The organism is Nocardiopsis sp. LDBS0036, from assembly GCF_041228755.1.
GTDB lineage: Bacteria > Actinomycetota > Actinomycetes > Streptosporangiales > Streptosporangiaceae > Nocardiopsis > Nocardiopsis dassonvillei.
The window spans coordinates 4799679-4820162 of record NZ_CP141103.1 but is presented as its reverse complement, the minus strand read 5'-3'; the positions used below and the strand labels follow the sequence as shown (position 1 = coordinate 4820162).

The 20484-nt window shown below is 72.5% G+C and carries 24 protein-coding genes, 1 tRNA gene and 1 pseudogene; 5 read left to right on the top strand and 21 right to left on the bottom strand.

The genetic code is table 11. The annotated features are described in order from the left end of the window. Positions 1-61 precede the first annotated feature (61 nt). From UIS43_RS20525 to dacB, 15 genes and pseudogenes are all read right to left on the bottom strand, one after another. Positions 62-304 (bottom strand): hypothetical protein, encoded by a 243-nt coding sequence (locus UIS43_RS20525; protein WP_013155968.1) that lies wholly within the window; start codon positions 302-304, stop codon positions 62-64. Between the two features lie 434 nt (positions 305-738). Next, positions 739-978, bottom strand: a complete 240-nt coding sequence (locus UIS43_RS20520) for a chaplin family protein (protein WP_071621163.1) — start codon at positions 976-978, stop codon at positions 739-741. Between the two features lie 245 nt (positions 979-1223). After that, a complete protein-coding gene (locus UIS43_RS20515; protein WP_370011341.1) occupies positions 1224-2843 on the bottom strand; it encodes a PH domain-containing protein in 1620 nt (539 codons plus the stop codon). Positions 2844-3005: 162 nt separating this feature from the next. Then, complete coding sequence (locus tag UIS43_RS20510) at positions 3006-3452, bottom strand: PH domain-containing protein (protein ID WP_013155965.1); 447 nt, start codon at positions 3450-3452, stop codon at positions 3006-3008. A gap of 171 nt (positions 3453-3623) precedes the next feature. Beyond that, positions 3624-4106, bottom strand: a complete 483-nt coding sequence (locus UIS43_RS20505) for a DUF3180 domain-containing protein (protein WP_013155964.1) — start codon at positions 4104-4106, stop codon at positions 3624-3626. Further along, positions 4106-4597, bottom strand: a complete 492-nt coding sequence (gene folK / locus UIS43_RS20500; RefSeq protein WP_269473045.1) for a 2-amino-4-hydroxy-6-hydroxymethyldihydropteridine diphosphokinase — start codon at positions 4595-4597, stop codon at positions 4106-4108. The genes UIS43_RS20505 and folK overlap by 1 nt, the downstream gene beginning before the upstream one ends. Before the next feature lie 84 nt (positions 4598-4681). Continuing rightward, positions 4682-5038: pseudogene (gene folB, locus UIS43_RS20495) on the bottom strand (dihydroneopterin aldolase); the annotation flags it as partial. After that, the gene (locus UIS43_RS20490) at positions 5038-5487 is read right to left on the bottom strand and encodes a nuclear transport factor 2 family protein (protein WP_013155962.1); all 450 of its coding nucleotides are present in this window, start codon (positions 5485-5487) and stop codon (positions 5038-5040) included. The gene UIS43_RS20490 and the pseudogene folB, both read right to left, overlap by 1 nt. After that, positions 5484-6332 (bottom strand): dihydropteroate synthase, encoded by an 849-nt coding sequence (gene folP, locus UIS43_RS20485; protein ID WP_041553488.1) that lies wholly within the window; start codon positions 6330-6332, stop codon positions 5484-5486. The genes UIS43_RS20490 and folP overlap by 4 nt, the downstream gene beginning before the upstream one ends. Before the next feature lie 181 nt (positions 6333-6513). Continuing rightward, a complete protein-coding gene (folE, locus tag UIS43_RS20480) occupies positions 6514-7113 on the bottom strand; it encodes a GTP cyclohydrolase I FolE (protein WP_013155960.1) in 600 nt (199 codons plus the stop codon). Beyond that, positions 7110-9167, bottom strand: a complete 2058-nt coding sequence (gene ftsH, locus UIS43_RS20475; protein ID WP_013155959.1) for an ATP-dependent zinc metalloprotease FtsH — start codon at positions 9165-9167, stop codon at positions 7110-7112. Before ftsH ends, folE begins: the two co-directional genes overlap by 4 nt. A gap of 298 nt (positions 9168-9465) precedes the next feature. Further along, positions 9466-10020: a hypoxanthine phosphoribosyltransferase gene (hpt, locus tag UIS43_RS20470; protein ID WP_197724863.1), complete on the bottom strand. Its 555-nt coding sequence runs from the start codon at positions 10018-10020 to the stop codon at positions 9466-9468. Between the two features lie 137 nt (positions 10021-10157). After that, positions 10158-11162, bottom strand: a complete 1005-nt coding sequence (gene tilS, locus UIS43_RS20465; RefSeq protein WP_370011336.1) for a tRNA lysidine(34) synthetase TilS — start codon at positions 11160-11162, stop codon at positions 10158-10160. Further along, positions 11159-12241: a zinc-dependent metalloprotease gene (locus UIS43_RS20460; protein WP_019610467.1), complete on the bottom strand. Its 1083-nt coding sequence runs from the start codon at positions 12239-12241 to the stop codon at positions 11159-11161. Before UIS43_RS20460 ends, tilS begins: the two co-directional genes overlap by 4 nt. 174 nt (positions 12242-12415) lie before the next feature. Next, positions 12416-13783 carry a D-alanyl-D-alanine carboxypeptidase/D-alanyl-D-alanine-endopeptidase gene (gene dacB, locus UIS43_RS20455; protein WP_013155955.1) on the bottom strand — a complete coding sequence of 456 codons (1368 nt, stop codon included), beginning with the start codon at positions 13781-13783 and terminating at the stop codon, positions 12416-12418. Positions 13784-13869: 86 nt separating this feature from the next. Here dacB and UIS43_RS20450 point away from each other — a divergent pair, with 86 nt between their 5' ends. Next, positions 13870-14397: an inorganic diphosphatase gene (locus UIS43_RS20450; RefSeq protein ID WP_013155954.1), complete on the top strand. Its 528-nt coding sequence runs from the start codon at positions 13870-13872 to the stop codon at positions 14395-14397. Between the two features lie 85 nt (positions 14398-14482). Here UIS43_RS20450 and UIS43_RS20445 read toward each other — a convergent pair whose 3' ends face one another. Both UIS43_RS20445 and UIS43_RS20440 read right to left on the bottom strand, forming a co-directional pair. Next, complete coding sequence (locus UIS43_RS20445) at positions 14483-15076, bottom strand: RNA polymerase sigma factor (protein WP_013155953.1); 594 nt, start codon at positions 15074-15076, stop codon at positions 14483-14485. Between the two features lie 34 nt (positions 15077-15110). Next, a complete protein-coding gene (locus UIS43_RS20440) occupies positions 15111-15317 on the bottom strand; it encodes a hypothetical protein (RefSeq protein ID WP_013155952.1) in 207 nt (68 codons plus the stop codon). A gap of 546 nt (positions 15318-15863) precedes the next feature. On the opposite strand from UIS43_RS20440, the gene UIS43_RS20435 reads away from it, so the two are divergent. Then, on the top strand, positions 15864-16472 hold the full coding sequence (locus UIS43_RS20435) for a hypothetical protein (RefSeq protein ID WP_013155951.1): 609 nt from the start codon (positions 15864-15866) through the stop codon (positions 16470-16472). Positions 16473-16494: 22 nt separating this feature from the next. Here the strand turns inward: UIS43_RS20435 and UIS43_RS20430 are convergent, their stop codons facing one another. Both UIS43_RS20430 and UIS43_RS20425 read right to left on the bottom strand, forming a co-directional pair. Continuing rightward, positions 16495-16884: a hypothetical protein gene (locus UIS43_RS20430; RefSeq protein ID WP_013155950.1), complete on the bottom strand. Its 390-nt coding sequence runs from the start codon at positions 16882-16884 to the stop codon at positions 16495-16497. Positions 16885-16921: 37 nt separating this feature from the next. Then, positions 16922-17140: a hypothetical protein gene (locus UIS43_RS20425; protein WP_013155949.1), complete on the bottom strand. Its 219-nt coding sequence runs from the start codon at positions 17138-17140 to the stop codon at positions 16922-16924. Between the two features lie 169 nt (positions 17141-17309). Here UIS43_RS20425 and UIS43_RS20420 point away from each other — a divergent pair, with 169 nt between their 5' ends. The 3 genes from UIS43_RS20420 to UIS43_RS20410 all read left to right on the top strand — a co-directional run bounded on the left by UIS43_RS20420 (position 17310) and on the right by UIS43_RS20410 (position 18678). Beyond that, positions 17310-18143: an exonuclease domain-containing protein gene (locus tag UIS43_RS20420; protein WP_013155948.1), complete on the top strand. Its 834-nt coding sequence runs from the start codon at positions 17310-17312 to the stop codon at positions 18141-18143. Between the two features lie 101 nt (positions 18144-18244). Further along, positions 18245-18412, top strand: a complete 168-nt coding sequence (locus UIS43_RS20415) for a hypothetical protein (protein ID WP_156095244.1) — start codon at positions 18245-18247, stop codon at positions 18410-18412. A 122-nt stretch (positions 18413-18534) separates the two neighbouring features. After that, positions 18535-18678 carry a hypothetical protein gene (locus UIS43_RS20410; RefSeq protein WP_370011328.1) on the top strand — a complete coding sequence of 48 codons (144 nt, stop codon included), beginning with the start codon at positions 18535-18537 and terminating at the stop codon, positions 18676-18678. Positions 18679-18741: 63 nt separating this feature from the next. Here the strand turns inward: UIS43_RS20410 and UIS43_RS20405 are convergent. Both UIS43_RS20405 and UIS43_RS20400 read right to left on the bottom strand, forming a co-directional pair. Continuing rightward, positions 18742-18817, bottom strand: a tRNA-Thr gene (locus UIS43_RS20405). A gap of 95 nt (positions 18818-18912) precedes the next feature. Continuing rightward, complete coding sequence (locus UIS43_RS20400) at positions 18913-20436, bottom strand: alpha/beta hydrolase (protein WP_013155945.1); 1524 nt, start codon at positions 20434-20436, stop codon at positions 18913-18915. Between the last annotated feature and the right edge of the window lie 48 nt (positions 20437-20484).

Here is a 20484-nt window from a genome sequence, read left to right as displayed (position 1 = left end):
GCGGACACCGCGTCCGCCCCCACCACCCGGCACGCCGACCCCCTCCGCGGGGCCGACAGGATCAGTCCTGGATGATCACCCCGGTGTTGAAGCACGAGCCCAGGGACTGGCCGAAGGCGGCGTTGGAGTTGCCGCAACCCACGTTCCCGTTCGTCAGGCCGTTGATGTAGGAGAGGTTGCCGCTGAATTCGGAATCGTGGTTGGAGGTCCAGGTGCCGACGTTCGCGGCCGCCGGTGCCGCGGTGAGGAGGACCCCGGCCGAGGCGAGGATCACGGCGCTGGTGGCGAGCGTCTTCTTGAGCACTGCGCGTCTCCTTCTGTGTCCGGTCGGGGGGACCGCCGGACGGCTGGTTGTGTGGCGGCCCCCTGGGGAGCCGCTCAAGAAATTACCCCCGGGAAGACCTTGTTTCCCCGCTTTGAACTGGCCTTATAACGAGAAGCATCCTTATGTTCACACTGCGTGCGCGCGCCTCTCGGGTGTGTTCGGGACAAAGACCCAGACATCGGCGGGAGGCGTGTGCGCGCAGCGTCACCGGCCGGACGGTTTCCAGTCGGACGACAATTGCGATTGCGGTCGAGCGGAAGGGGCGGGTCGCGGACGGGGTTCGCGGGCCGGATCCGGGAGGATCGGGTGCGGGACCCGGACACGACGAAGGCGCCACCCCGTCGTCACGGGATGGCGCCTCGGCCGGGAGCCCGCCGCCCGGCGGAGCCGGGTCGGGCCGCCCTGAGCCGCTACTAGTTCTTCACGACGGCGCCGGAGTCGACGCAGTTGGCGCCGGCCACACCGAGGACCGCGATGGCGTTGCCGCAGACGTTGATCGGCACGTCCAGGTCGGCCACGAGCTGGTTGCCCCCCAGGACGCTTCCGTTGCCGGAGGTCGAGACGTTGCTGTTGGCCATGGCCGGAGCGCCCGTGAGCAGGACGCCCGCGGCGGCGGCGACGATGGCACTGGCGGCGAAAGCCTTCTTCAGCATGTGGTTTCTCCCGTCGGACCGGTTGGCGGGGGGCGCCAACCGGTCGATACCATTGACTATGCGTATGACAATGAACACTCCTCGTGTTCGGTCACCATTTAGCCATACTCCCTCACTCCGCGTGGCCATAACGCGAAAGCATTTCGCGACCGCGAGCTGGAATTATCACCTTCCGTGCGCATCCATGTCCGACATGTGAGTCACAAAAGGGAGCCCGAGAACCCCTTAATGTGACGCACACCACATCAGCGTTCGGGGGTGTCCCGGGTCCCCTCCGTACCGTCCTCGGCGGAGGTGTCGGCGGTGCCGTCTTTCCCGGCTTCCGCGACCCCTGGTCCCCAATCCTCGGATTCGGGACCTTCGGCCCCCGGCGCCAGGAAACGCGGACGGCCGCCCGGCGGCGGCGCGTCCGCAGCCGGGGCCTCGACGCGCGTCAGGTCCTGCGCGTCCTCGATGTGCGCCGACGCCGCCCCGGCGGACGCGGGTTCTCCGGGCCCGGCCTCCTCGAAGGGGGGCCGCCCCGCGGCCCCGGTCCGGCGGGTGAGGGTGGCTCGGGTCGCCCAGCGCTCCGTGCCCGCCGCGGGCACCCGGGCCCGGCGCCCGTGCTCGGTCAGCGCGTCCAGGAAGCGGCGCGCCTCCCGGGCCCGGCGCCCGTGGGCCCTGGCGCGGACCGGCCCCGGGGGCGTGTCCACGTCCACCGCGACACGTCCCGTCAGGCGGGCCAGCGGCCCGGCCACCAGGCGCGCCGTCTGGACGCGTTCCACCGGGACGATCTCGGTCACCAGGCAGAACAGGCCGCGCGTGCTGACGAAGAGGTGCTCGTCCACGCCCATCAGGTTCGGCACCGGCCTGTCGTTGGGCACGAGCGGCACATGGGCCGCCTCGCTCTCCGGGAACAGCTCGTTGACCAGGGCGAAGGCCGTGCGGCGCGGCGCCACGGGCAGCAGGGTGGACGAGTCGGCCTGGCGCGCGCCCGCGTAACCGGCCACGTTGGCCTCGACCCGGGCCACGCCCAGGGCCCGCCAGAGCAGGGGCTCGACCACGCGCACGGCCTGCACGCGCCCCGGCGGGACCGTCTGCATGCGCCGCTGGAACATGCCGTAGCGCAGGCGCAGACCGTCGGAGGAGAGGGAGGCGTAGTAGTCGGTGTAGCGGGCCAGGGGCCCCCAGAAGTAGCGCAGCAGCCCCAGGGTGAGCGGGAGGAGCGCGCCCACCACGCCCGGTTCCGCGAAGACCGCGCCCGCGGTGGCGAGCATGAGCAGCGCGATGAAGGACAGCAGGACCGGCACACGGAAGGTCAGCGCGCCGAGCAGCAGCAGGAAGGGCAGCCGGTAGAACGGCCACTCCGGCGCCTCGGGCGAGCGCCCGGGGAGTCCGGCGGCGTGTGCGAGGACCGCCACGCGCAGGCGCTCGGCCAGGACGCGGGGCAGGCAGCGCAGCCGGATGTCGCTCCCGTCGCCGCCCGCCAGCTCGATGCGCAGCTCGGCCATGCCGAACACCTGGAGGAACAGGGGCCGGACCACGTCCACCGCCTGGAGGCGGCTGAGCGGCACCTCGCGCGAGCTGCGCCTGACCAGGCCGCTGTGGACGACCAGGTGGTCCTCGCGCAGCCCGAAGGTGGCGTACCACCACGCGGGCAGGGCGTAGGCGAGCGTGCCGAAGACGACGGCCACGGCCATCATCACGACCCAGGCGAAGCCGAAGGTGTTGAGGATGGGGCCGACCAGCGCCACGAACACCAGGGTCACCGCGACGACCTGGAGCGGGACGCTCATCCAGTGCGCACGGAACACGCCCGTGGTGACGTCGTCCTCCGGCCGCGGGGGCCGGGCCGGCTGGGGCCGCCACCCGAACGGGGGCAGCATGGCGGGCGGCTGCGGCGGACCGAACGGCGGACCGGGCGGCTGCGACGGCCCGGGCGGCCCGAAGGGCGGTCCCGGAGGACCCTGGTACCACTGAGGCCCGGCGGTCCCCGGTCGGACGTGCGGGCCCGGGGGACCCTGCGGTGGCTGAGCTGGTCCGTGCACTTACAACCCCGTCGAGAAGCTCTCACTGCGCGCCGCGAGCCGGTCGCGCATCCGGACGGCCTCGGCCAGCGGCAGCCCGACCACCCGGGTGTCCGCGGTGCTGGCGGCGGTGCGCACCTGCACGGTGGCGATGCCCAGGGCCTGTTCGAGGAGGTCGGCGGTGACGTCCACGACCTGCATCCGGCCGTAGGGGATGACCACCAACTGCCTCACGAACACCCCGTAGGTGAGGTAGAGCTCCTCATCGGCCTCCGCGTAGCCCCACGACCGGCGGAAGAGCCCGGCCAGGACCCAGCCCGCGGCCAGGACCGCCGCGGCCAGAACCGCCCAGGCGGCGGCCCAGGGCCAGGAGGCCCGCACGAGCAGCAGCACGGCGCCCCCGCCCCCGGCGAGCAGGCACAGCGTGCCCACCACGATCCGGCGGTACCAGGCCAGGGCGGGCGACACACGGCTCCAGGAGGCTTCCCCGGGCGGTGCGAACGCCGCGTCGAGTGGCCTGGAGGGCCCGGGCGGCGGTGTCGTGTCACTGGTCTCCACGGAGCCAGTCAACCATCCGGGGGCAAGCACCGGCAGACCGACGCGGCGCGCAGGCGAATCCGGGCGAAAGACCCCGGGGCGTCAGAACCGGGCGCCGTCCTGCGGATCGTCGTCCTCGGGGACCCTGCAGGCGTGCTCCAGGTACAGGGCGGCGGCCAGCAGCAACCCCGACGACAGGGCCGTGCCCAGCGCGGTGAGGAACACCTCCCGGTGCACGGGCAGCACCAGCGTGTCCGACACCGACAGCGCCATCCCCGCGAAGAAGCCCAGCGCCAGGGACGCGAACAGCGCGCTGGCCTTGGCCAGGGCGACCAGGCGGGCCGCGCTGAGCGGCTGCATCGGCTCGGTCCCCGGCTCCCGGAGGATGCGCCTGCGGGTCCGCCCCGCCGTGTAGCCCTCGGCGACCGCGAGCAGCAGCAGGGTCGGGATCGCCGACCACGGCAGCAGCGGCAGCCCCGGCAGGGAGTTGGTGACCAGCACCCCGGTGAGGGCGCCGACGACCGCCAGCAGGGACGGGACCCGCCATCCGGTGGGGCGCATCCGCCCCTCCTCGTCCCGGGGCATCAGTCCCGCCCCGGCAGACGCAGCCGCAGGTCGTCGCGCCGGCGCAGTCCCTGCTCACCGCAGGCCTCCAGCAGGTCGGCGACCGGACCCCTCCCGGGCAGGCGCGCCCCGGGGTCGGCGTCCAGCCAGGGACGGAGCACGAACCCCCGTTCGTGGGCGCGCGGGTGCGGCAGGGTCAGCTCCGGGTCGTCGTCGCGCACGTCCCCGAACGCGATGACGTCCACGTCCAGCGTGCGCGGCCCCCACCGGACCCCGCGGACGCGGTCGAAGGCCCGCTCGGCCGCTCGGGCGCGCTCCAGCAGGGCGCGGGGCGGACCGTCGGTGTCCACGACCAGGACCGCGTTGAGGAAGGCGCCCTGTTCGGGGCCCCCCACCGGCGCGGTCTCGTAGACGGGGGACACCGCCACCGGGACCGGCGCGTCCGCGCCGTCCAGCAGCGTGTCCACGGCCCCCTGGAGGGCGGCCATCCGGTCCCCGAGGTTGGAGCCCAGGGAGAGTACGGCGCGCCGCCTGGCGGGGTCCTGCGCGCCCGCCGGGTCCCGGGCGTCCCCGAGGTCGCCGGGTTCGCGCCGTGTCCGCTCCCGGACCACGGTGACGGCCACGTCGGCGAACTCGTGCTCGATGGGCGCCGACGGCTTGTGCACCGTCACCTCCGCCCGCTCGACCAGCGGTTCGGCCAGGCACTCCCGGGCCAGCCGCTCGGCGAGGGTCTCGATCAGGTTGACCGGCTCCCCGGTCACGATCGCGACCAGGCGGTCGGCGAGCAGGCCGTAGTGGACGGTGTCGCCCACGTCGTCGGAGGCCGCCGCCGGGGCGGTGTCCAGGTACAGCACCGCGTCGACCACGAAGTCCTGGCCCTCCCGACGCTCGAACTCGAACACGCCGTGGTGGCCGCGGGCCCGCAGTCCGCGGAGCGCGACGCGATCGGGCATCAGGCCTCGACCTCTCCCTCGTCCTCGTCGTCCTCCATGAGCACGGGCGAGGCGTGGTGCGACCACAGCCGCCACCCCTGGTCGGTGTCCACGAACAGGTTGGTGGTCACCACCTGGCCGCCCGCGACGAAGCCGGGACTGTCCTCCTCGGCGGTCAGCACGTTCTCCTCGCACGTGACCATGGCGATGTCGCCGCCGACCCCGATGTGGGTCTCGGTGAGCACGTACTGGATGTAGGTGACGTTGGCCATGATCAGCGACCAGGCGCGCATGATCTCGGTGCGCCCGCGCAGCAGCGGCCAGCCGGGGTTGACGCACACCAGGTCGGGCGCCTCGTGCTCCTCCGCCCAGACGCTGCGCATCAGGTCGATGTCGCCGTTCTCGATGGCGCTGTAGAACTGCGCGTTGGCCTCGGCCACGCTCTCCATGACCTCCTGCCGCGACTTCACAGGCGGCCCTCCACCGGCTCGGCGCGTCCCTCGTCCAGACGGGCGCCGCCGTCGGACCAGGCCGCCGCCACGCGGACGGCGTCGGCGCTGGGACGGACGTCGTGCACCCGCACGGCCCACGCCCCCCGGTCCGCGGACAGGGTGGTGACGGCCGCGGTGGCGGCGTCGCACTCGGTGAAGGGGCGGTCCTCGCCCTTGGCGTCGCCGAGCAGGCGGCTCAGGAAGCGCTTGCGCGATCCGGCCACCAGCACGGGGCGCCCCAGCTCGTGGAAGCGCTCCAGCTCGTGCAGCAGCGCCCAGTTGTGCGCCTGCTCGGGGCGCTTGGAGAATCCCAACCCGGGGTCCAGAACGATCTGTCCGGGGTCGACACCTGCACTGATCATGGCCTCCATACGGTCGCGGAGCTCATCGAGGACCTCCTGGACGACATCCGTGTACACGGCACGGCTCTGCATGTCATGACTATGCCCACGCCAGTGCATCAACACGTAGGCAACGCCGGAAGAAGCCACGAGTCGGGCCATGGCCGGGTCTGCGAGCCCGCCGCTGACGTCGTTGACCAGCACGGCCCCGGCCTCCACGGCCTTCTCGGCGATCTCGGCGCGCATGGTGTCGACGCTGACGGCGACGCCCCGCGCGGAGAGCTCCCGCACGACCGGTTCGACCCTGCGCAGCTCCTCGGCGGCGGAGACGCGCTGCGCGCCGGGACGAGTGGACTCACCGCCTACGTCGACCAGGTCCGCGCCCTCCTCGGCCAGGCGCATCCCGTGTTCGATCGCCCTGTCGGGATCGAACCACGCGCCGCCGTCGGAGAAGGAGTCGGGGGTGACGTTCACGACCCCCATGACCAGGCACCGCCCGCGATCGGGCAGGCCCGGAAGTGTGTGTTTCGGCCCCATAAGGATCACCCTACGCGTACGCCGGAAAACCGGAGGCGCGCGCCCGGGGCTTGTGCCCGTCCGCAGAGGCGCGAAACCCTCCCCCGCGACCGAGTCGCGGGGGAGGGTTCACGGGAAGGGCCCCTGGCTAGCGCTGGCTCAGGATCAGGCTCATCGCCTCGGAGCGGGTCCGGTCGCTGCTGCGGAAGATCCCCCGCACGGCCGAGGTGACGGTCTTGGCCCCGGGCTTGCGTACCCCGCGCATGGTCATGCACAGGTGCTCGGCCTCGACCACGACGATCACGCCGCGGGGCTGGAGGAACTCCATGATCGCGTCCGACACCTGGCCGGTGAGCCGCTCCTGCACCTGCGGCCGGCGCGCGTACACGTCCACCAGGCGGGCGAGCTTGCTCAGACCGGTGATGCGGCCGTCCGCGCCGGGGATGTAGCCCACGTGCGCCACCCCGTAGAACGGCACCAGGTGGTGCTCGCAGGTGGAGTAGAGCTCGATGTCCTTGACCAGGACCATCTCCTCGTGGTCGGCCTCGAACACGGTGGTGAGCACGTCCCCGGGCTTTTGCCCCAGCCCCGCGAACTGCTCCTCGTAGGCCCTGGCCACCCGTTCGGGCGTCTTGACCAGGCCGTCGCGGTCCGGGTCCTCGCCGATGGCGAGCAGGATCTCGCGGACGGCGCGCTCGATGCGCGGACGGTCCACGGACCTGGGCGGCAGGTCCTCGGTCGGGCTCACGAGCTCTCCTCCTCGCCTCTGTCGGACGGCCCCGGGAGCTGTCCGTTGGTCGAGGAGCCCCGGACCGCCTGGGGGTCCTGGACGTCAGTGGAGCCCTGCACCGCGTCGGCGCCCGGGACCTCGGCGCCGTTGAGCACGGCCAGCTCCTTCTTGGAGCGCACCGGGGGCCGCTCCGAGGGCTGGCGCTTGCCGTACCCCGTGTAGGAGCCGCGGGAGGGTCGCTTGACCACCGGCGCGAAGATCTCCAGCACCTGGGCCTTGGACAGGGTCTCCTTCTCCAGCAGCGCCACGACCAGGTCGTCCAGGACGTCCCGGTACTCGACGAGGACCTCGTAGGCCTCGTCGTGCGCGGACTCGATGAGGCGGCGCACCTCCTCGTCGATGATGGAGGCGATCTCCTCGGAGTACTCGCGGGCGTGCGACATCTCCCGGCCCAGGAAGGGTTCGGTGTTGCCGGAGCCGAACTTGCGGGCGCCCAGGCGCTCGCTCATGCCGTACTCGGTCACCATGTTGCGGGCCAGGCTGGTGGCCTTGTCGATGTCGTTGCCCGCGCCGGTGGTGGGCTCGTGGAAGACGAGCTCCTCCGCGGCGCGACCTCCGAGCATCATCGCGAGCTGGTCCATCATCTGCGAACGCGACGTGAGGAACTTGTCCTCCGTCGGCACCGACATCGTGTAGCCCAGGGCCCGGCCGCGCGGCAGGATGGTGATCTTGTGCACCGGGTCGGAGTTGGGCAGCGCGTGGCCCACCAGGGCGTGGCCGCCCTCGTGGTAGGCGATGACCTTCTTCTCCCGGTCGGACATCACCCGGGTCTTGCGCTCGGGACCGGCCATGACCCGTTCGATCGCCTCCTCCAGGACGGCGTGGGTGATGACGTTCCGGTCGGCGCGCGCGGACAGGAGGGCGCCCTCGTTGATGACGTTGGCCAGGTCGGCGCCGGTCATCCCGGCGGTCTGGCGGGCGATGACGTTGAAGTCGACGTCGTCCGCCATGGGCTTGCCCTTGGCGTGGACCTTGAGGATGTCGCGGCGGCCGTCCATGTCCGGGCGGTCCACGACGACCTGCCGGTCGAAGCGGCCGGGGCGCAGCAGCGCCGGGTCGAGGATGTCGGGCCGGTTGGTGGCGGCGATGAGGATGACGCCGCCCTTGACGTCGAAGCCGTCCATCTCGACCAGCATCTGGTTGAGGGTCTGCTCGCGCTCGTCGTGCCCGCCGCCCATGCCGGCGCCGCGGTGGCGGCCGACGGCGTCGATCTCGTCGATGAAGATGATCGCGGGGGCGTTGGCCTTGGCCTGCTCGAACAGGTCGCGCACGCGGGAGGCGCCCACACCGACGAACATCTCGACGAAGTCCGAGCCGGAGATGGAGTAGAACGGGACCCCGGCCTCGCCGGCGACGGCGCGGGCCAGGAGGGTCTTACCGGTTCCGGGCGGGCCCATCAGGAGCACGCCCTTGGGGATCTTGGCGCCCATCGCCTGGAACTTGGCCGGGTTCTGGAGGAACTCCTTGATCTCGTGGAGCTCCTCGATGGCCTCGTCGGCCCCGGCGACGTCGGCGAAGGTGTTCTTGGGCGTGTCCTTGGTGATGAGCTTGGCCTTGGACTTGCCGAAGTTCATCACGCGCGAGCCGCCGCCCTGCATCTGGCTGAAGATGAACCAGAAGATGACGATGATGATGACCAGCGGCAGCAGGCTGAACAGCGCGGTGGTCCACACCGGTGTGGTGGCGACCGACACCTCGTAGGACTCCAGGTTGGAGCCCTCGCTGTCCAGGGAGGTCTGGAGCATCTCCGCGAGCTGGAGGCCCTGCCCCTCGACCCAGTACGCCTCGTAGATCTCGTCGTCCACGGTGGTCAGCACGATGCGCTGGTCGCGGTCGACGATCTCGGCGTTGTCCACCTCGTCCCGCTCGATGAGCTGGTGGACGGTCGAGATGTCGGTCTCCGTGGGTTGGGGACCGCCACCGACGTCGAACACGCGGAAGCCGATGATGAGCATGAGGCCGACGGCCAGGATCCAGATCCACGGACCGCGGAAAAAACGCTTCAGATTCATGTGAGCGGAACCCTGTCGGGTCCGTCCCTCCTGACCAGGCCGCCCCGCCCCAGAGGAGTTTCCGAAGCAGGACCTATCGGACACGTGGTTCCCCGGAACGTCGCCGGGATATTCGACGGTACACCTCGCCCCCGAGGGCGGGCACGCCCGCACGGACGACCGGACGGGAACCGTCATGAAAGCAACGACGACACCCCACCGCGTTGTTCCCGTGGCGCTCCCCACAGCCTCCGTACGGGTCAGTGCGAGCCCGTACGGAGTCCGGACGGCGCCTCCGCGGCGGGTCGGGCCCGCCCTCCTAGCTCTCGTAGACGTGCGGGGCGAGGGTGCCGATGAAGGGCAGGTTGCGGTACTTCTCGGCGTAGTCGAGGCCGTAGCCGACGATGAACTCGTTGGGCAGGTCGAAGCCGACGTACTCCACGTGCAGGTCCACGTCGAAGGCCAGCGGCTTGCGGATCATCGTGCAGACCTCCACCGAGCGGGGCCCGCGCGACTTCAGGTTGCCGATCAGCCACGACAGGGTCAGACCGGAGTCGATGACGTCCTCGACGATGAGGACGTCGCGGTCCTTGATGTCGGTCTCCAGGTCCTTGAGGATGCGGACCACCCCGGAGGAGGTGGTCCCGGCCCCGTAGGAGGAGACCGCCATCCAGTCCATGGAGACCGGGGTGTGCAGTACCCGGGCGAGGTCGGCCATCACCATCACCGCGCCCTTGAGCACACCGACGATGAGCAGGTCCTTGCCCGCGTAGTCGGCGTCGATGCGCGCGCCGACCTCCTCCAGGCGGGCCTTGATCTCTTCCTCGGTGACCAGGACCTTCTCCAGGTCCCGACCCATGTCTTTGGCGTCCACGCTGATGTCCTCGCTGCTGGGTTCCCCGTTTGCGGCAACCAGGATAAACGTGCCGAACGCGGCGGCGGAGCCGGACCGGCCCGCCCTCCCCCGCGGCGGCGCGTCCCGGGGGCGGACACGCCGGGCGCGGCCGGGCCTCAGCGCTCGAAACGGACACGGCCCGCGACACGGCGGCCCCGGACGCCCCCGGGCAGGTCGATGTGGGCCTGACCACGCCACGCGGTGACCAGCCGGTCCAGTTCGCGCACGTGCCGGGCGGTCAGCGCGCTGGCCGGACAGCCCGCGGCGAGCGCGGCGCGGCGCAGCACCCGGGTGCGCAGGGACTCGGGGGCCCGCTCCAGCGGTGCCACCGCCAGCACGGGCCCGACCGGGCGCGCGTCCCGCCCGTCCCCCTCGCCCGGGCCGGACGCCTCCTCGAACAGTCCGTCGGAGAGCAGGTCCAGGGTGTCGGCGTCCGCGCGCAGCATGCCCGCGGTGCGGGCGAGCGCGGCGGCGATCCCCGGGCCCAGCGCGCGCTCCAGGGCGGGCAGCGCCTCGTGGCGCACCCGCGACCGGGCGAAGCGGGGGTCGAGGTTGTGCGGGTCCTCCCACGCGTCCAGACCCATCCGGGCGCAGGCCTCGCGCACGGTGGCCCGGTCCAGGTCCAGCAGGGGGCGCAGGCGGTGGCCGACGCGCGGCGCCATGCCCGCCAGCGAACGGGCCCCGGAGCCGCGGGCCAGGCCGAGCAGGACCGTCTCGGCCTGGTCGTCGAGCGTGTGGCCGAGCAGCACCACGGCGGGGGCGCGCTCGGCGACCGCGCCGTCCAGTGCCTCGTAGCGGGCGCGCCGGGCCGACGCCTCGGGCCCGCCCGGTCCGGTCACCCGCACGGTCCGGACCAGGACGGGGTCGAGCCCGAGCCCGGCCAGGACCTTGGCCACGTCCTCGGCGCGCCGGTCCGAGCCCTCCTGGAGCCCGTGGTCGACGGTGACCGCCCCCGCGGCCCGGCCGACGCGGGGGGCCTCGAAGGCCACCGCGCCCGCCAGCGCCAGGGAGTCGGCGCCGCCGCTGCACGCCACGAGAGCCGTGGTGTCGTCGGGCAGGTCGCGCAGCACCCGCCGGACCGCCGAGCGCACGGCGGCGACGGCGGGGTGCGGACCGCTCACTCGTTGACGGCGGCCGGGCGCACGACCCGGTCGACCCAGGCGGTGGGGTTGCGGATCTCCGCCAGGGTGGGCAGGGTCTCGGGCGAGGTCCACACCCGGTTGAACTCGGTCATGCCGACCTCGGCCACCACGGCGCGGACGAAGGCGGCGCCCTCCTCGTACTGGCGCATCTTCATGTCCATGCCCAGCAGCTGGCGCATGATCCGGTCGATCGGGTTGGCGGACTCGCGGCGCTTCTGGAAGCGGGCGCGGATGGTGGCGACGCTGGGCACCACCTCGGGGCCGACGGCGTCCATGACGAAGTCGCCGTGGCCCTCGGCGAGGCTCATGACCGCGGTGACCCGGTCCATGATCTCGCTCTGCTCGGGGCTCTGGATGGCGGTGATGAGGTTGCTCTCGCCCCCGCCCCGGACGGCGTCGGCGACGGCCTCGCCCGCGGCGCGCAGCCTGCCGATGAGGTCGCCCGCGTCCATCTCCGACGACAGGAGCAGCTCCTGCATGAGCCCCTGGACGTGGCCGCGCAGCCACGGCGTGGCCGTGAACTGCATGCGGTGGGTCTCCTCGTGCAGGCACACCCACAGGCGGAAGTCCCGGGGGTCGACGTCCATCTCGCGTTCGGCGTTGACGATGTTGGGCGCCACCAGCGTCAGACGGCCGGTCGGCAGGGTGCCGTCGGGGTCCGGCGGCAGGAAGAGTTCGTACTGGCCGAGGACCTTCCCCGCCAGGTAGGAGAGCACCGCTCCGAGCTGCACCCCGGTGATCCGGGAGCCGACCGCGCTGGTCAGGCTCCCGGCCGGGCTGTTGTTGAGCCGGTCGGCGCCCATCTGTTCGAGTACGGGTTCGATGACCACTCGGAACCCGTCGACGTTGGCTCGGATCCAGCCGGGGCGGTCCACGATGACCGCGGGGCCCGCTGGTTCGAGGGGGTTCATTCCGGTGAATTCGCGCACGTGCCCGGCCGCCACGGTGGAGAGTTCCCGCAACTGCGCGACGGCCTGCCGCGCGTCGGACAGGTCCACCTGCGGGCCCGGGCGCACGAGGCGGACACCGGTGTTCACGGCTACGTCCCAGTCGATCACAGTCACACCGCCAGCCTACCCACGAGGCGCGGGACGGCACGGGGATCAGGGTGGGAATTCCGGGTACCGCCCGGGATGACCCTGAGGACGACCGATTTCCCCGATTCCTCCGGTGTCACCGACGGGTTCCGCGCCGCCGGGTCGCGCGGCCGGGGGCGTACGCGTGGTGACCGGTCAGGAGCAGCCGCACTGGCTGAGCGCGGAGGCCAGGGGGTCCAGGCGGGAGCCCACTGCCTGGGGGTGGTTGGCCATGAAGGCGAACAGGAACAGGTTGCCCTCCTGGTCGTGGACGGTCCCGGCCAGGGTGCTCACCCCGTTCAGGGTGCCGGTCTTGCCGCGCACCAGCCCCGCGCCCTCGTGCGCCGCGGAGTAGGCCGAGTAGCGGCCCCCGCTGGCCAGGGTGCCCGTGGAGTTGGCCGTGGGCAGCCCGGTGATGGCGGCGTTGAGGTCGGGGCGGTCGTCGCTCGCGGCCAACCGCAGCAGCTCCACCAGGGCCCGCGGTGTGATCCTGTTCTCGGTGCTCAGGCCGCTGTTGTCCGACAGCCGCACGCCCTGCACGCCCAGGCCCTCCATCACCTGGTGGGTGGCCGCCGCGGCGCCGTCGAAGGAGGGCTCCCCGTCCAGGGCGATCGCGGTGACCCGCCCCAGCGCCTCGGCCATGTTGTTGTCGCTGGCCAGCATCATGTGCTCGACCAGCGCCGACATCGGGGGCGAGTCGACGCTGGCGACGGGCTCTCCGGAGGCCCGCTCCTCGGTGGGCGAGCCCTCGACCGTGATCCCCGCCTCCTCCAGTTGTTCGGCGAAGGCCTCGGCGGCGAACAGGGGCGGGTCCGGCACGCGCGACCCGTAGCCGCTGGCCTCGGGGGAGAACCTCCCGGAGTCGATCATCAGCGCGTGCACCGTGGCGGTGCTGCCCTCGGTGACGTAGTTGGGCTTCCAGCCGGGGCCGCTGTCCAGACCGGTGAACAGCGAGTCGTCGTAGCCGAGGGAGACCGTGTCGACGCCCTCCGCGCCAAGGGCCCGCGCCGTGCGCTCGGCCAGCTCCTTCAGGGTCGCTACCTGCGGGTAAGCTGCGGAGTCGGCGGTCGTGGTCAGGGTGACGTCGCCCTCTCCGCGCAGCACCACGCGGTCCTGTCCGGGAACCAGGTAGGCCTCGGTGCTCAGCACGTGGTCGGGTCCGACTGCGTCCAGTACGGCGACGGCCGTGGCGATCTTCGTGGTCGAGGCCGGGGTCACGGGGGCGTCCGGGTCCAGCTCGAAGAGCGTCTCACCGGTGGCGGCGTCCACGACGAAACCGGAGAGGCCCTCCTCGATCCCGGAATCCGACATGGGATCATCGAGGATGTCCGCGATCCGTTCCGGGTCCGCCGGAGTCGAGGCCGCGGGTTGCGCCGCCGCCACGCCCTCGGCGTCCGTGACCGGGTTGGGCGCCGCGGGAAGGGGCCGCGCCCCGATCACGTCGAGGGCGACAAACCCGGCAATCAGCACGAATATGTTGAGCAGGGCCAGCGCGAGGAGCGCCTCGCCTCGTACCCGTCGCACTCGGGGGCACCTGCCCTTCCTTCGGTGTAGCGGCCTGACGTTGTAGTTATACGGCGACATTAGTCGCATTGGGAGCCGAGATCAGCATGGAATTCGACGTTACGATCGAGATCCCCAAGGGGGAGCGCAACAAGTACGAGGTGGACCACGAGACCGGTCGTATCCGTCTCGACCGCATGCTGTTCACCTCCACGACCTACCCCGCCGACTACGGGTTCGTCGAGGGGACCCTCGGCGAGGACGGCGACCCCCTGGACGCCCTCGTCCTGCTCAAGGCCCCGACGTTCCCGGGCTGCCTGATCCGGGCCCGCGCCATCGGCATGTTCCGCATGCGCGACGAGGCGGGGGGCGACGACAAGCTGCTCTGCGTCCCCGCGACGGACCCGCGCCAGGAGCACCTGCGTGACATTCACCACGTGAACGAGTTCGAGCGCCTGGAGATCGAGCACTTCTTCACGGTCTACAAGGACCTGGAGCCCGGCAAGTCCGTGGAGGGCGCCACCTGGGTCGGCCGCCACGAGGCCGAGCAGGAGATCGTGGCCTCGGTCAAGCGCGCCGAGGAGGCCGGCGTGCACGGCGACGCCTCGCACATCTCCGAGGTCAAGGAGAGCTAGTCGGCTCCCGAACACACGTGTCACGGCGTCGCAGCGACGGCCCGGCGGAGGACTCCCCGCCGGGCCGCGCCGTGTCCGGGCGGCCTCAGCGCTGACCGTGCGAGGCGACCGCCCCGGGGCCGGGCAGGGGCTCGTGCGCGGAGTCCTTGGTGAGCACGTACCCCGCCAGCACGATCAGCAGCAGGGCGAACAGCAGCGCCAGGGCGACGGGCAGCAGGGAGGCCAGGCCGCGGGTCAGGAGCGGACCGCTCGGCGGTTTGGGGAAGCCCTCGCGGTCGAAGCGGTCGGCGCGCACGGCCACATGCGTGCGGTAGCCGTCGAGTTCGGGACCGACCATGCCGTTGAGCACGCGCGTCGGGACCAGCGCGGTGTTCTCCGGCAGCCCCAGCTCGGCCGGGGCGCCGGCCTGCGGGCCGTTGGCCCGGTGGCGGGCGCACTCGGCCTCGGCGAGCGCGTGCAGCCACTCCCCCAGCCGATCGGCGTCGGCGAGGCGCCCGATGTGCGCGCGGGCGACGATCAGCGTGTCCCTGAGCACCACGTGCGCGGCGTCGCGGTCGCGCAGGACCAGGATGCAGCGCCGGTACAGCTCCGCTCCGTACGCGTCGAGAAGCCTGGCGTAGGCGTCCTCCGGCGGAGTACGGCCGGAGCGCAGGGCGTGGAGAAGATCCCGGTCCGTCATAGACCAAGAATCTACGCCGCGCGCGGCACGGTGCTCACCGCTTTGTCGAATCCGGTGGCGGCGGGGCGGGCCCACCGGCTCGGGAGCGCAGCCACAGCAGCACGAAGGTGAGCGCGGTCAGGACGGCGACGAGCAGGGCCTCCCCCGGTCCGAGGAAGCCGAGCGCCATCACCCAGGCCGCCGCGACGACGAGCGCGCGCACCAGGACGCGCGCCCACAGTCCCGGCGCCTCGGTGCTCAACTGCGCCTTCCGGGGACGGATGCCATAACGGCCGCTCCTGTCACTACGGCTGGGGGATGGAGCCCTTTCCGGCGGTGGCCGCACACCGTACTCGGGTTCCACATGTCACCACCACGGAGCGCCGCCCGCAACACGCCCCGCGAACGCCGGGGTGAGGGGGGCGACACGCGGGGCCACCGCACCGTCGCTTGACTCCTCCCGGCCTTTGCTGGTCTCCTTACACCCATGTATCCGCGCACGCGCACCGACGCCATGGCTCGTACGGCCCCCGGGGCCTCCTGCCGCCTGGCCCGTGCGGCGTGTCCGTGTTGTCGTCGCTGAGTCGCAGCCGAGGCGTCCTCGTACGCCGCCGACCGACCGCGTGCCCCTCCGCGCCCCCAAGTCCATCGTGGACGCCGGGCGCTGGGCACCTCCCCGCAGGGTGATCTCCGTCTCCGCGTGAATCCGCGGGGCCGCTCCCCCTGCCGCCCCGGCGCACCGGGGCTTCCAGACGACATCCGCGCGCTCCCGTTCCCGGGGCGCGCACACGTGAAGGATCCTCTCACGATGCCCCAGCGCACTCTCTCCGGCACTGCCGTACTCCCCGCTCCCCACAACGCCACCGCACCGGCCGCCGCTGCACCGGCCGCCGCCGCACCGGCCCCGTCGTCCGCGCCGTCCCCGAGGAGCGCGCCCGTCTCCCTGGAGGGGATCGGCGACGTGGTGGACGCCGGACGCCGCTCCGGCTACGCCCACCTGGGCGAGCGCCGCATGCCGACCCTCGGCCGCCTGGTGACCGCCGCCCGGGGCGCCGCCGCCTCCCTGGGCGGGCCCACGCTGCGGCCGTCCCGGCGGGGGCGCTGGCAGCTCGTCCCCCGCGCGGCCCGGCGCCAGGCGGGCGGCAGGCTCCGCGTGACCGCGGTGGCCCTCGAACCCAACAGTTTCGTGTCCGGACCCGCCCCGCACCCGTCCCGACAGCACGGCATGGAGGTGCTGTACCTGGTCAGCGGGCGCGCGCACCTGATCGCCTCCGCCTCGGACGGGCAGATGCGCTCGGCGTCGGAGCTGTCCGCCGGCCGGGCCCGGGTGGTGGGCTCCGCCGAGGGCAGCGGTGGCCGCCACCACCTCGTCAACACCGGCGACGAGGTGGCCGTGGTGGTCCGGGTGACCGCCTGAACGGGCGCACGGACACGCGAACTCACTCATCGCCGCCCCGTTCGGTCGCGGCCGCGCGCAGGGCGGCGTCGACCGCCTCGACCGACCTGAGGACGGCGGCCATGCGCTGTCCCTCCGCGAGGTAGGCGTTCATGACCTGGTCGAGGGCGTGGGGCGGCATGTGGTCGCGCAGGTCGACCCGGGCGGTCCGGTAGCCCTCCCGGGCGGCCTCCAGCGCCGAGGAGACGTACTGGTGGGCCAGCCGGGACAGGGCGACCGGATGGCGCCTCAGGACGCCGTGCAGCCGGTAGTCGGCGGGCACGTGGTCGAACAGCCACACCAGGGCCGTCTGTTCGAAGGAGTCCGCCCCGGGCGGGTGGACGCTCGCGGGCCAGTCCGGCGTCAGCGACTGATCGGGCATGCCTCCGATCATACCCGCTGTTCGAAAACCTGTTCGATGCGGCCAGGGGTCAGTCCACGGTCCCGGAGGATCCGGGCGTCCCGCCCTCGGCGGACTCGCGTCTCTCCATCTCCACCCGGATGGCCTGCTCCGCGGCGTCCACGGCGGCACGCGCGGTGATGGCGTTCGTGTGCGCCCGGTCCAGCTCCTCCAGGAGGATGCAGTCGAAGGAGACGCGGGCGTCGTGAATGGCTGCTTCGAGTTGACGTGATGCCTCTTCCAGACTCATGTCCCTCTTCCTTCCCCAGAAGTCGGCACTTGCACATCAAGGGCCCCAGGCGTCTCCCGCCGCGGTGCGCGCGGCACGCTCTCCCGGCGGACTGTCCCCCCGCCGTTCTACGATGTCCACGAATCGCCGCTGTTCACGGCGGTGTCGACCGTCCGACCGAGAGGATCCCATGCGCAACCGCTATCCCGGGACATGCACCGACTGCCAGTCCTCCGTCGGCGCCGGTGAGGGTGTCGTCGTCAAGGAGGGCGGCCGGTGGCGCACCTACTGCGCGGAGCACGAGCCGCGCCCCACCCCTCCCGTCCGGGGCGGCCACCCCGGCTGGCACACCACTCCCCTGCTGGGGTTCGACACCGAGACCTCCTCCCGCGACCCCGACACCGCCTTCCTCGTCTCGGCCGCGCTGGTGGACCGCGAGGGCAAGGCCCGCACCTGGCTGGTGGACCCGGGCCCCCGCGAGATCCCCGCGGACGCCGTCGCCGTCCACGGCATCAGCACCGAGCGGGCACGGGCCGAGGGCCGCCCCGCCGGGGAGTGCCTGGAGGAGATCGGCCAGGCACTGGCCGACCAGCTCTCCTCGGGGCAGGGGCTGGTGGTCTTCAACGCCCCCTACGACCTCCGGGTGCTCTCCGGGGAGATGCGGCGGCACGGGCTGACCCCCCTCGCGGAACGCCTGAGCGGCCCGCTGGCGCCCGTGGTGGACCCGCTGGTGATCGACCGGGGCGTGGAACCCTACCGCAGGGGCAAGCGCAACCTGGGCGCCATGTGCGAGTACTACGGCGTGGAGCTGACCGACGCCCACACCGCGGCCGCCGACGCCTCGGCTGCGCTGGCCCTGGCCGAGGAGATCGGCGCCAGGCACCCCGAACTCGCCGCCGTCAGCCTGGCCGAGCTGCACCAGCGCCAGGTCGACTGGTCCCTGGCCTTCGCCCGCAACCGCCAGGAGTGGATGGACCGCAGCAAACCCGGCCACGGAACCGTGGTGGACGGCACCTGGCCCTGACGGGCCGGTCCACGGCGGTGCCGGTGCGCCGCGCGGGGCCCGTGCGCTCCCGGCGTGTGCGGTCGGGCGCGGAAGCGGGTAGGCCCCGAAGAGACGCGATCTTGGGGGACGACATGGTCTACTTCATCCTGGTGCTGCTGGCGATATGGCTCATCCTCGCCATCCTGGGCATGGTCATCAAGGGCCTGCTCTGGCTCGCCGTCATCGGCGCCGTCCTGTTCGTGGCCACCGCCGTGTGGGGCTGGTTCCAGAACCGGCAGCGCGCCTGAGGGCGGCGCGGGGCCCGGGCCGGACGGCGGTACGGTCCGCGAGGCGCCTCGGGCCCCCGCGGGCCGTCGGGGTCGAAGGGTCGTGGACGCCCCGGGAGCTGTGACACGGCTTCGTGCCGCCCATGTCCGCCAACGGCGTCCACTTGGACATCGCGCGGTTGGTCGGGCACAGCGGCACGGCCGCGACCGAGCTCGTCCACCGCGAGGAGCTGCGGCCGGTGATCACCGAGGGGGCACGCTTCATGGGGGACCTCTTCGCCGAGTAGGCATTGGTCACCCAATTGGTCACCAACGCGAAACGCCACCCCGGACCGGGGTGGCGTTTCGGCTGGAGCCGCCTGTCGGAATCGAACCGACGACCTATTCATTACGAGTGAATCGCTCTGCCGACTGAGCTAAGGCGGCGCGCCGCCGCGTGTTCCACGCGGCGATGCGGTCACCATTCTAGCCCCTCGGCGGAGTGCCGGGGACACGGCGGCCTGCTCACCCGGCCGCCGGCCTCAGGCGCAGGCCATGCCGTCCTCGGGCACGGTGAGGTCGACCAGGTAGGCGTCCACCATCGCGTCGACGCACTGGTCGCCCATCCGGTAACCGGTGTGTCCGTCGCCGTCGCGGGTCACCAGGAAACCCGAGTCGAGCTGCTCCGCGAGCGCCTCGGACCACGCGTACGGGGTGGCCGAGTCCCGGGTGGTGCCCAGCACCATGACGGGCGCGGCTCCGTCCCCGTCCAGCTCCACGGGCGGGTCGACCGCCTCCTCCGGCCAGTACGCGCAGGGCAGGGCGCCCCACGCCAGGCTGGGGCCGAAGATCGGTGACTCCTCACCGGCCCGGGCCGCGGCCTCGGTGTAGGCCTCCACGTCGCGCGGGCTGGGCGAGTCGGAGCAGTTCACCGCGATGAGCGCGGCCGTGGAGTTGACGTAGGCGTCCGTGTCGCTCCGGCTGTAGAGGTCGTCGGCGAGCTGGAGCAGAAGGGTGCCGTCGCCCTCCGTACCGGCGGTGAGGGCCTCGCGCACGCGCGGCCACCAGTCCTCGGTGTAGAGCGCGGCGAGCACGCCCAGTTCGGCGCGGGCGCGGTTGACCTCGCGGTCGTCCATGCTGTTGGACAGGGGGTTCTCGGCGGTGTCGGCCAGGAAGGCGGTCAGCGCCCCGATGCCGTCGTCCACGCTGTCGCCGGGGGCGCCGAGCGGGCAGTCCGACCGGCTCAGGCAGTCCTCCACGAAGGCCCGCAGGGCGGTCTCGAACCCGGTCGCCTGCTGCACGCTGAGGTCGAGCTGCCCCTGGCTGGGGTCCACTGCGCCGTCGAGCACCAGCGCGCGGACGCGGTCGGGGAACTGCTCGGCGTAGTGGGCGCCGATGCTGGTGCCGTAGGAGGCGCCCAGGTAGGTGAGCTTCTCGTCGCCGAGCAGGGCGCGCAGCAGATCCATGTCGCGGGCCACGTCCGCGGTGCCCACGTGCCGCATCAGCTCGGGGTGGTTGGCCTGGCATGCCTCGACGAAGCCGCGGCTGTCCTCCTCCAGCTCGGCCAGCTCGGCCGCGGAGACCTCGGACATGTCGCCGTCGCCCTCGACGCTGTCCACCCCGCCGAGGAACTCGTCGATGCCCTCGGCGTCCAGGCAGGTCAGCGGTGAGCTGCGGCCGACACCGCGCGGGTCGAACCCGACCACGTCGAACCTCTCGCGCACCGCGTCGCTGACCGTGTAGGGGGCGTGGTCCACGAAGTCGTACCCGGAGCCGCCGGGTCCGCCGGGGTTGACGAGCAGGGAGCCGAGGACGTCGCCTCCCTCGGAGGGGAAGCGCTTGACCGCGATCTCGATGCGCTCGCCGTCCGGGTCCCCGTAGTCGAGGGGCACCTCGTAGGTGGCGCACTCGGTGCCGGGCGCTCCGCTCTCGCACTCGCCCCAGGCCAGTTCCTGGTCGGCGAAGGCCGCCAGGTCCCCGGAGAGCCCGGGCGCGACGCCTCCCTCCCTCGGCTGGTCGCCCTGCGCCGTGCACGCCGTCGCCAGCAGCACGGACCCGGCGAGCACGGCCGCCCACGGTCCCCGAACCCTCGTCGCCAACGGTGTCCCGCCCTC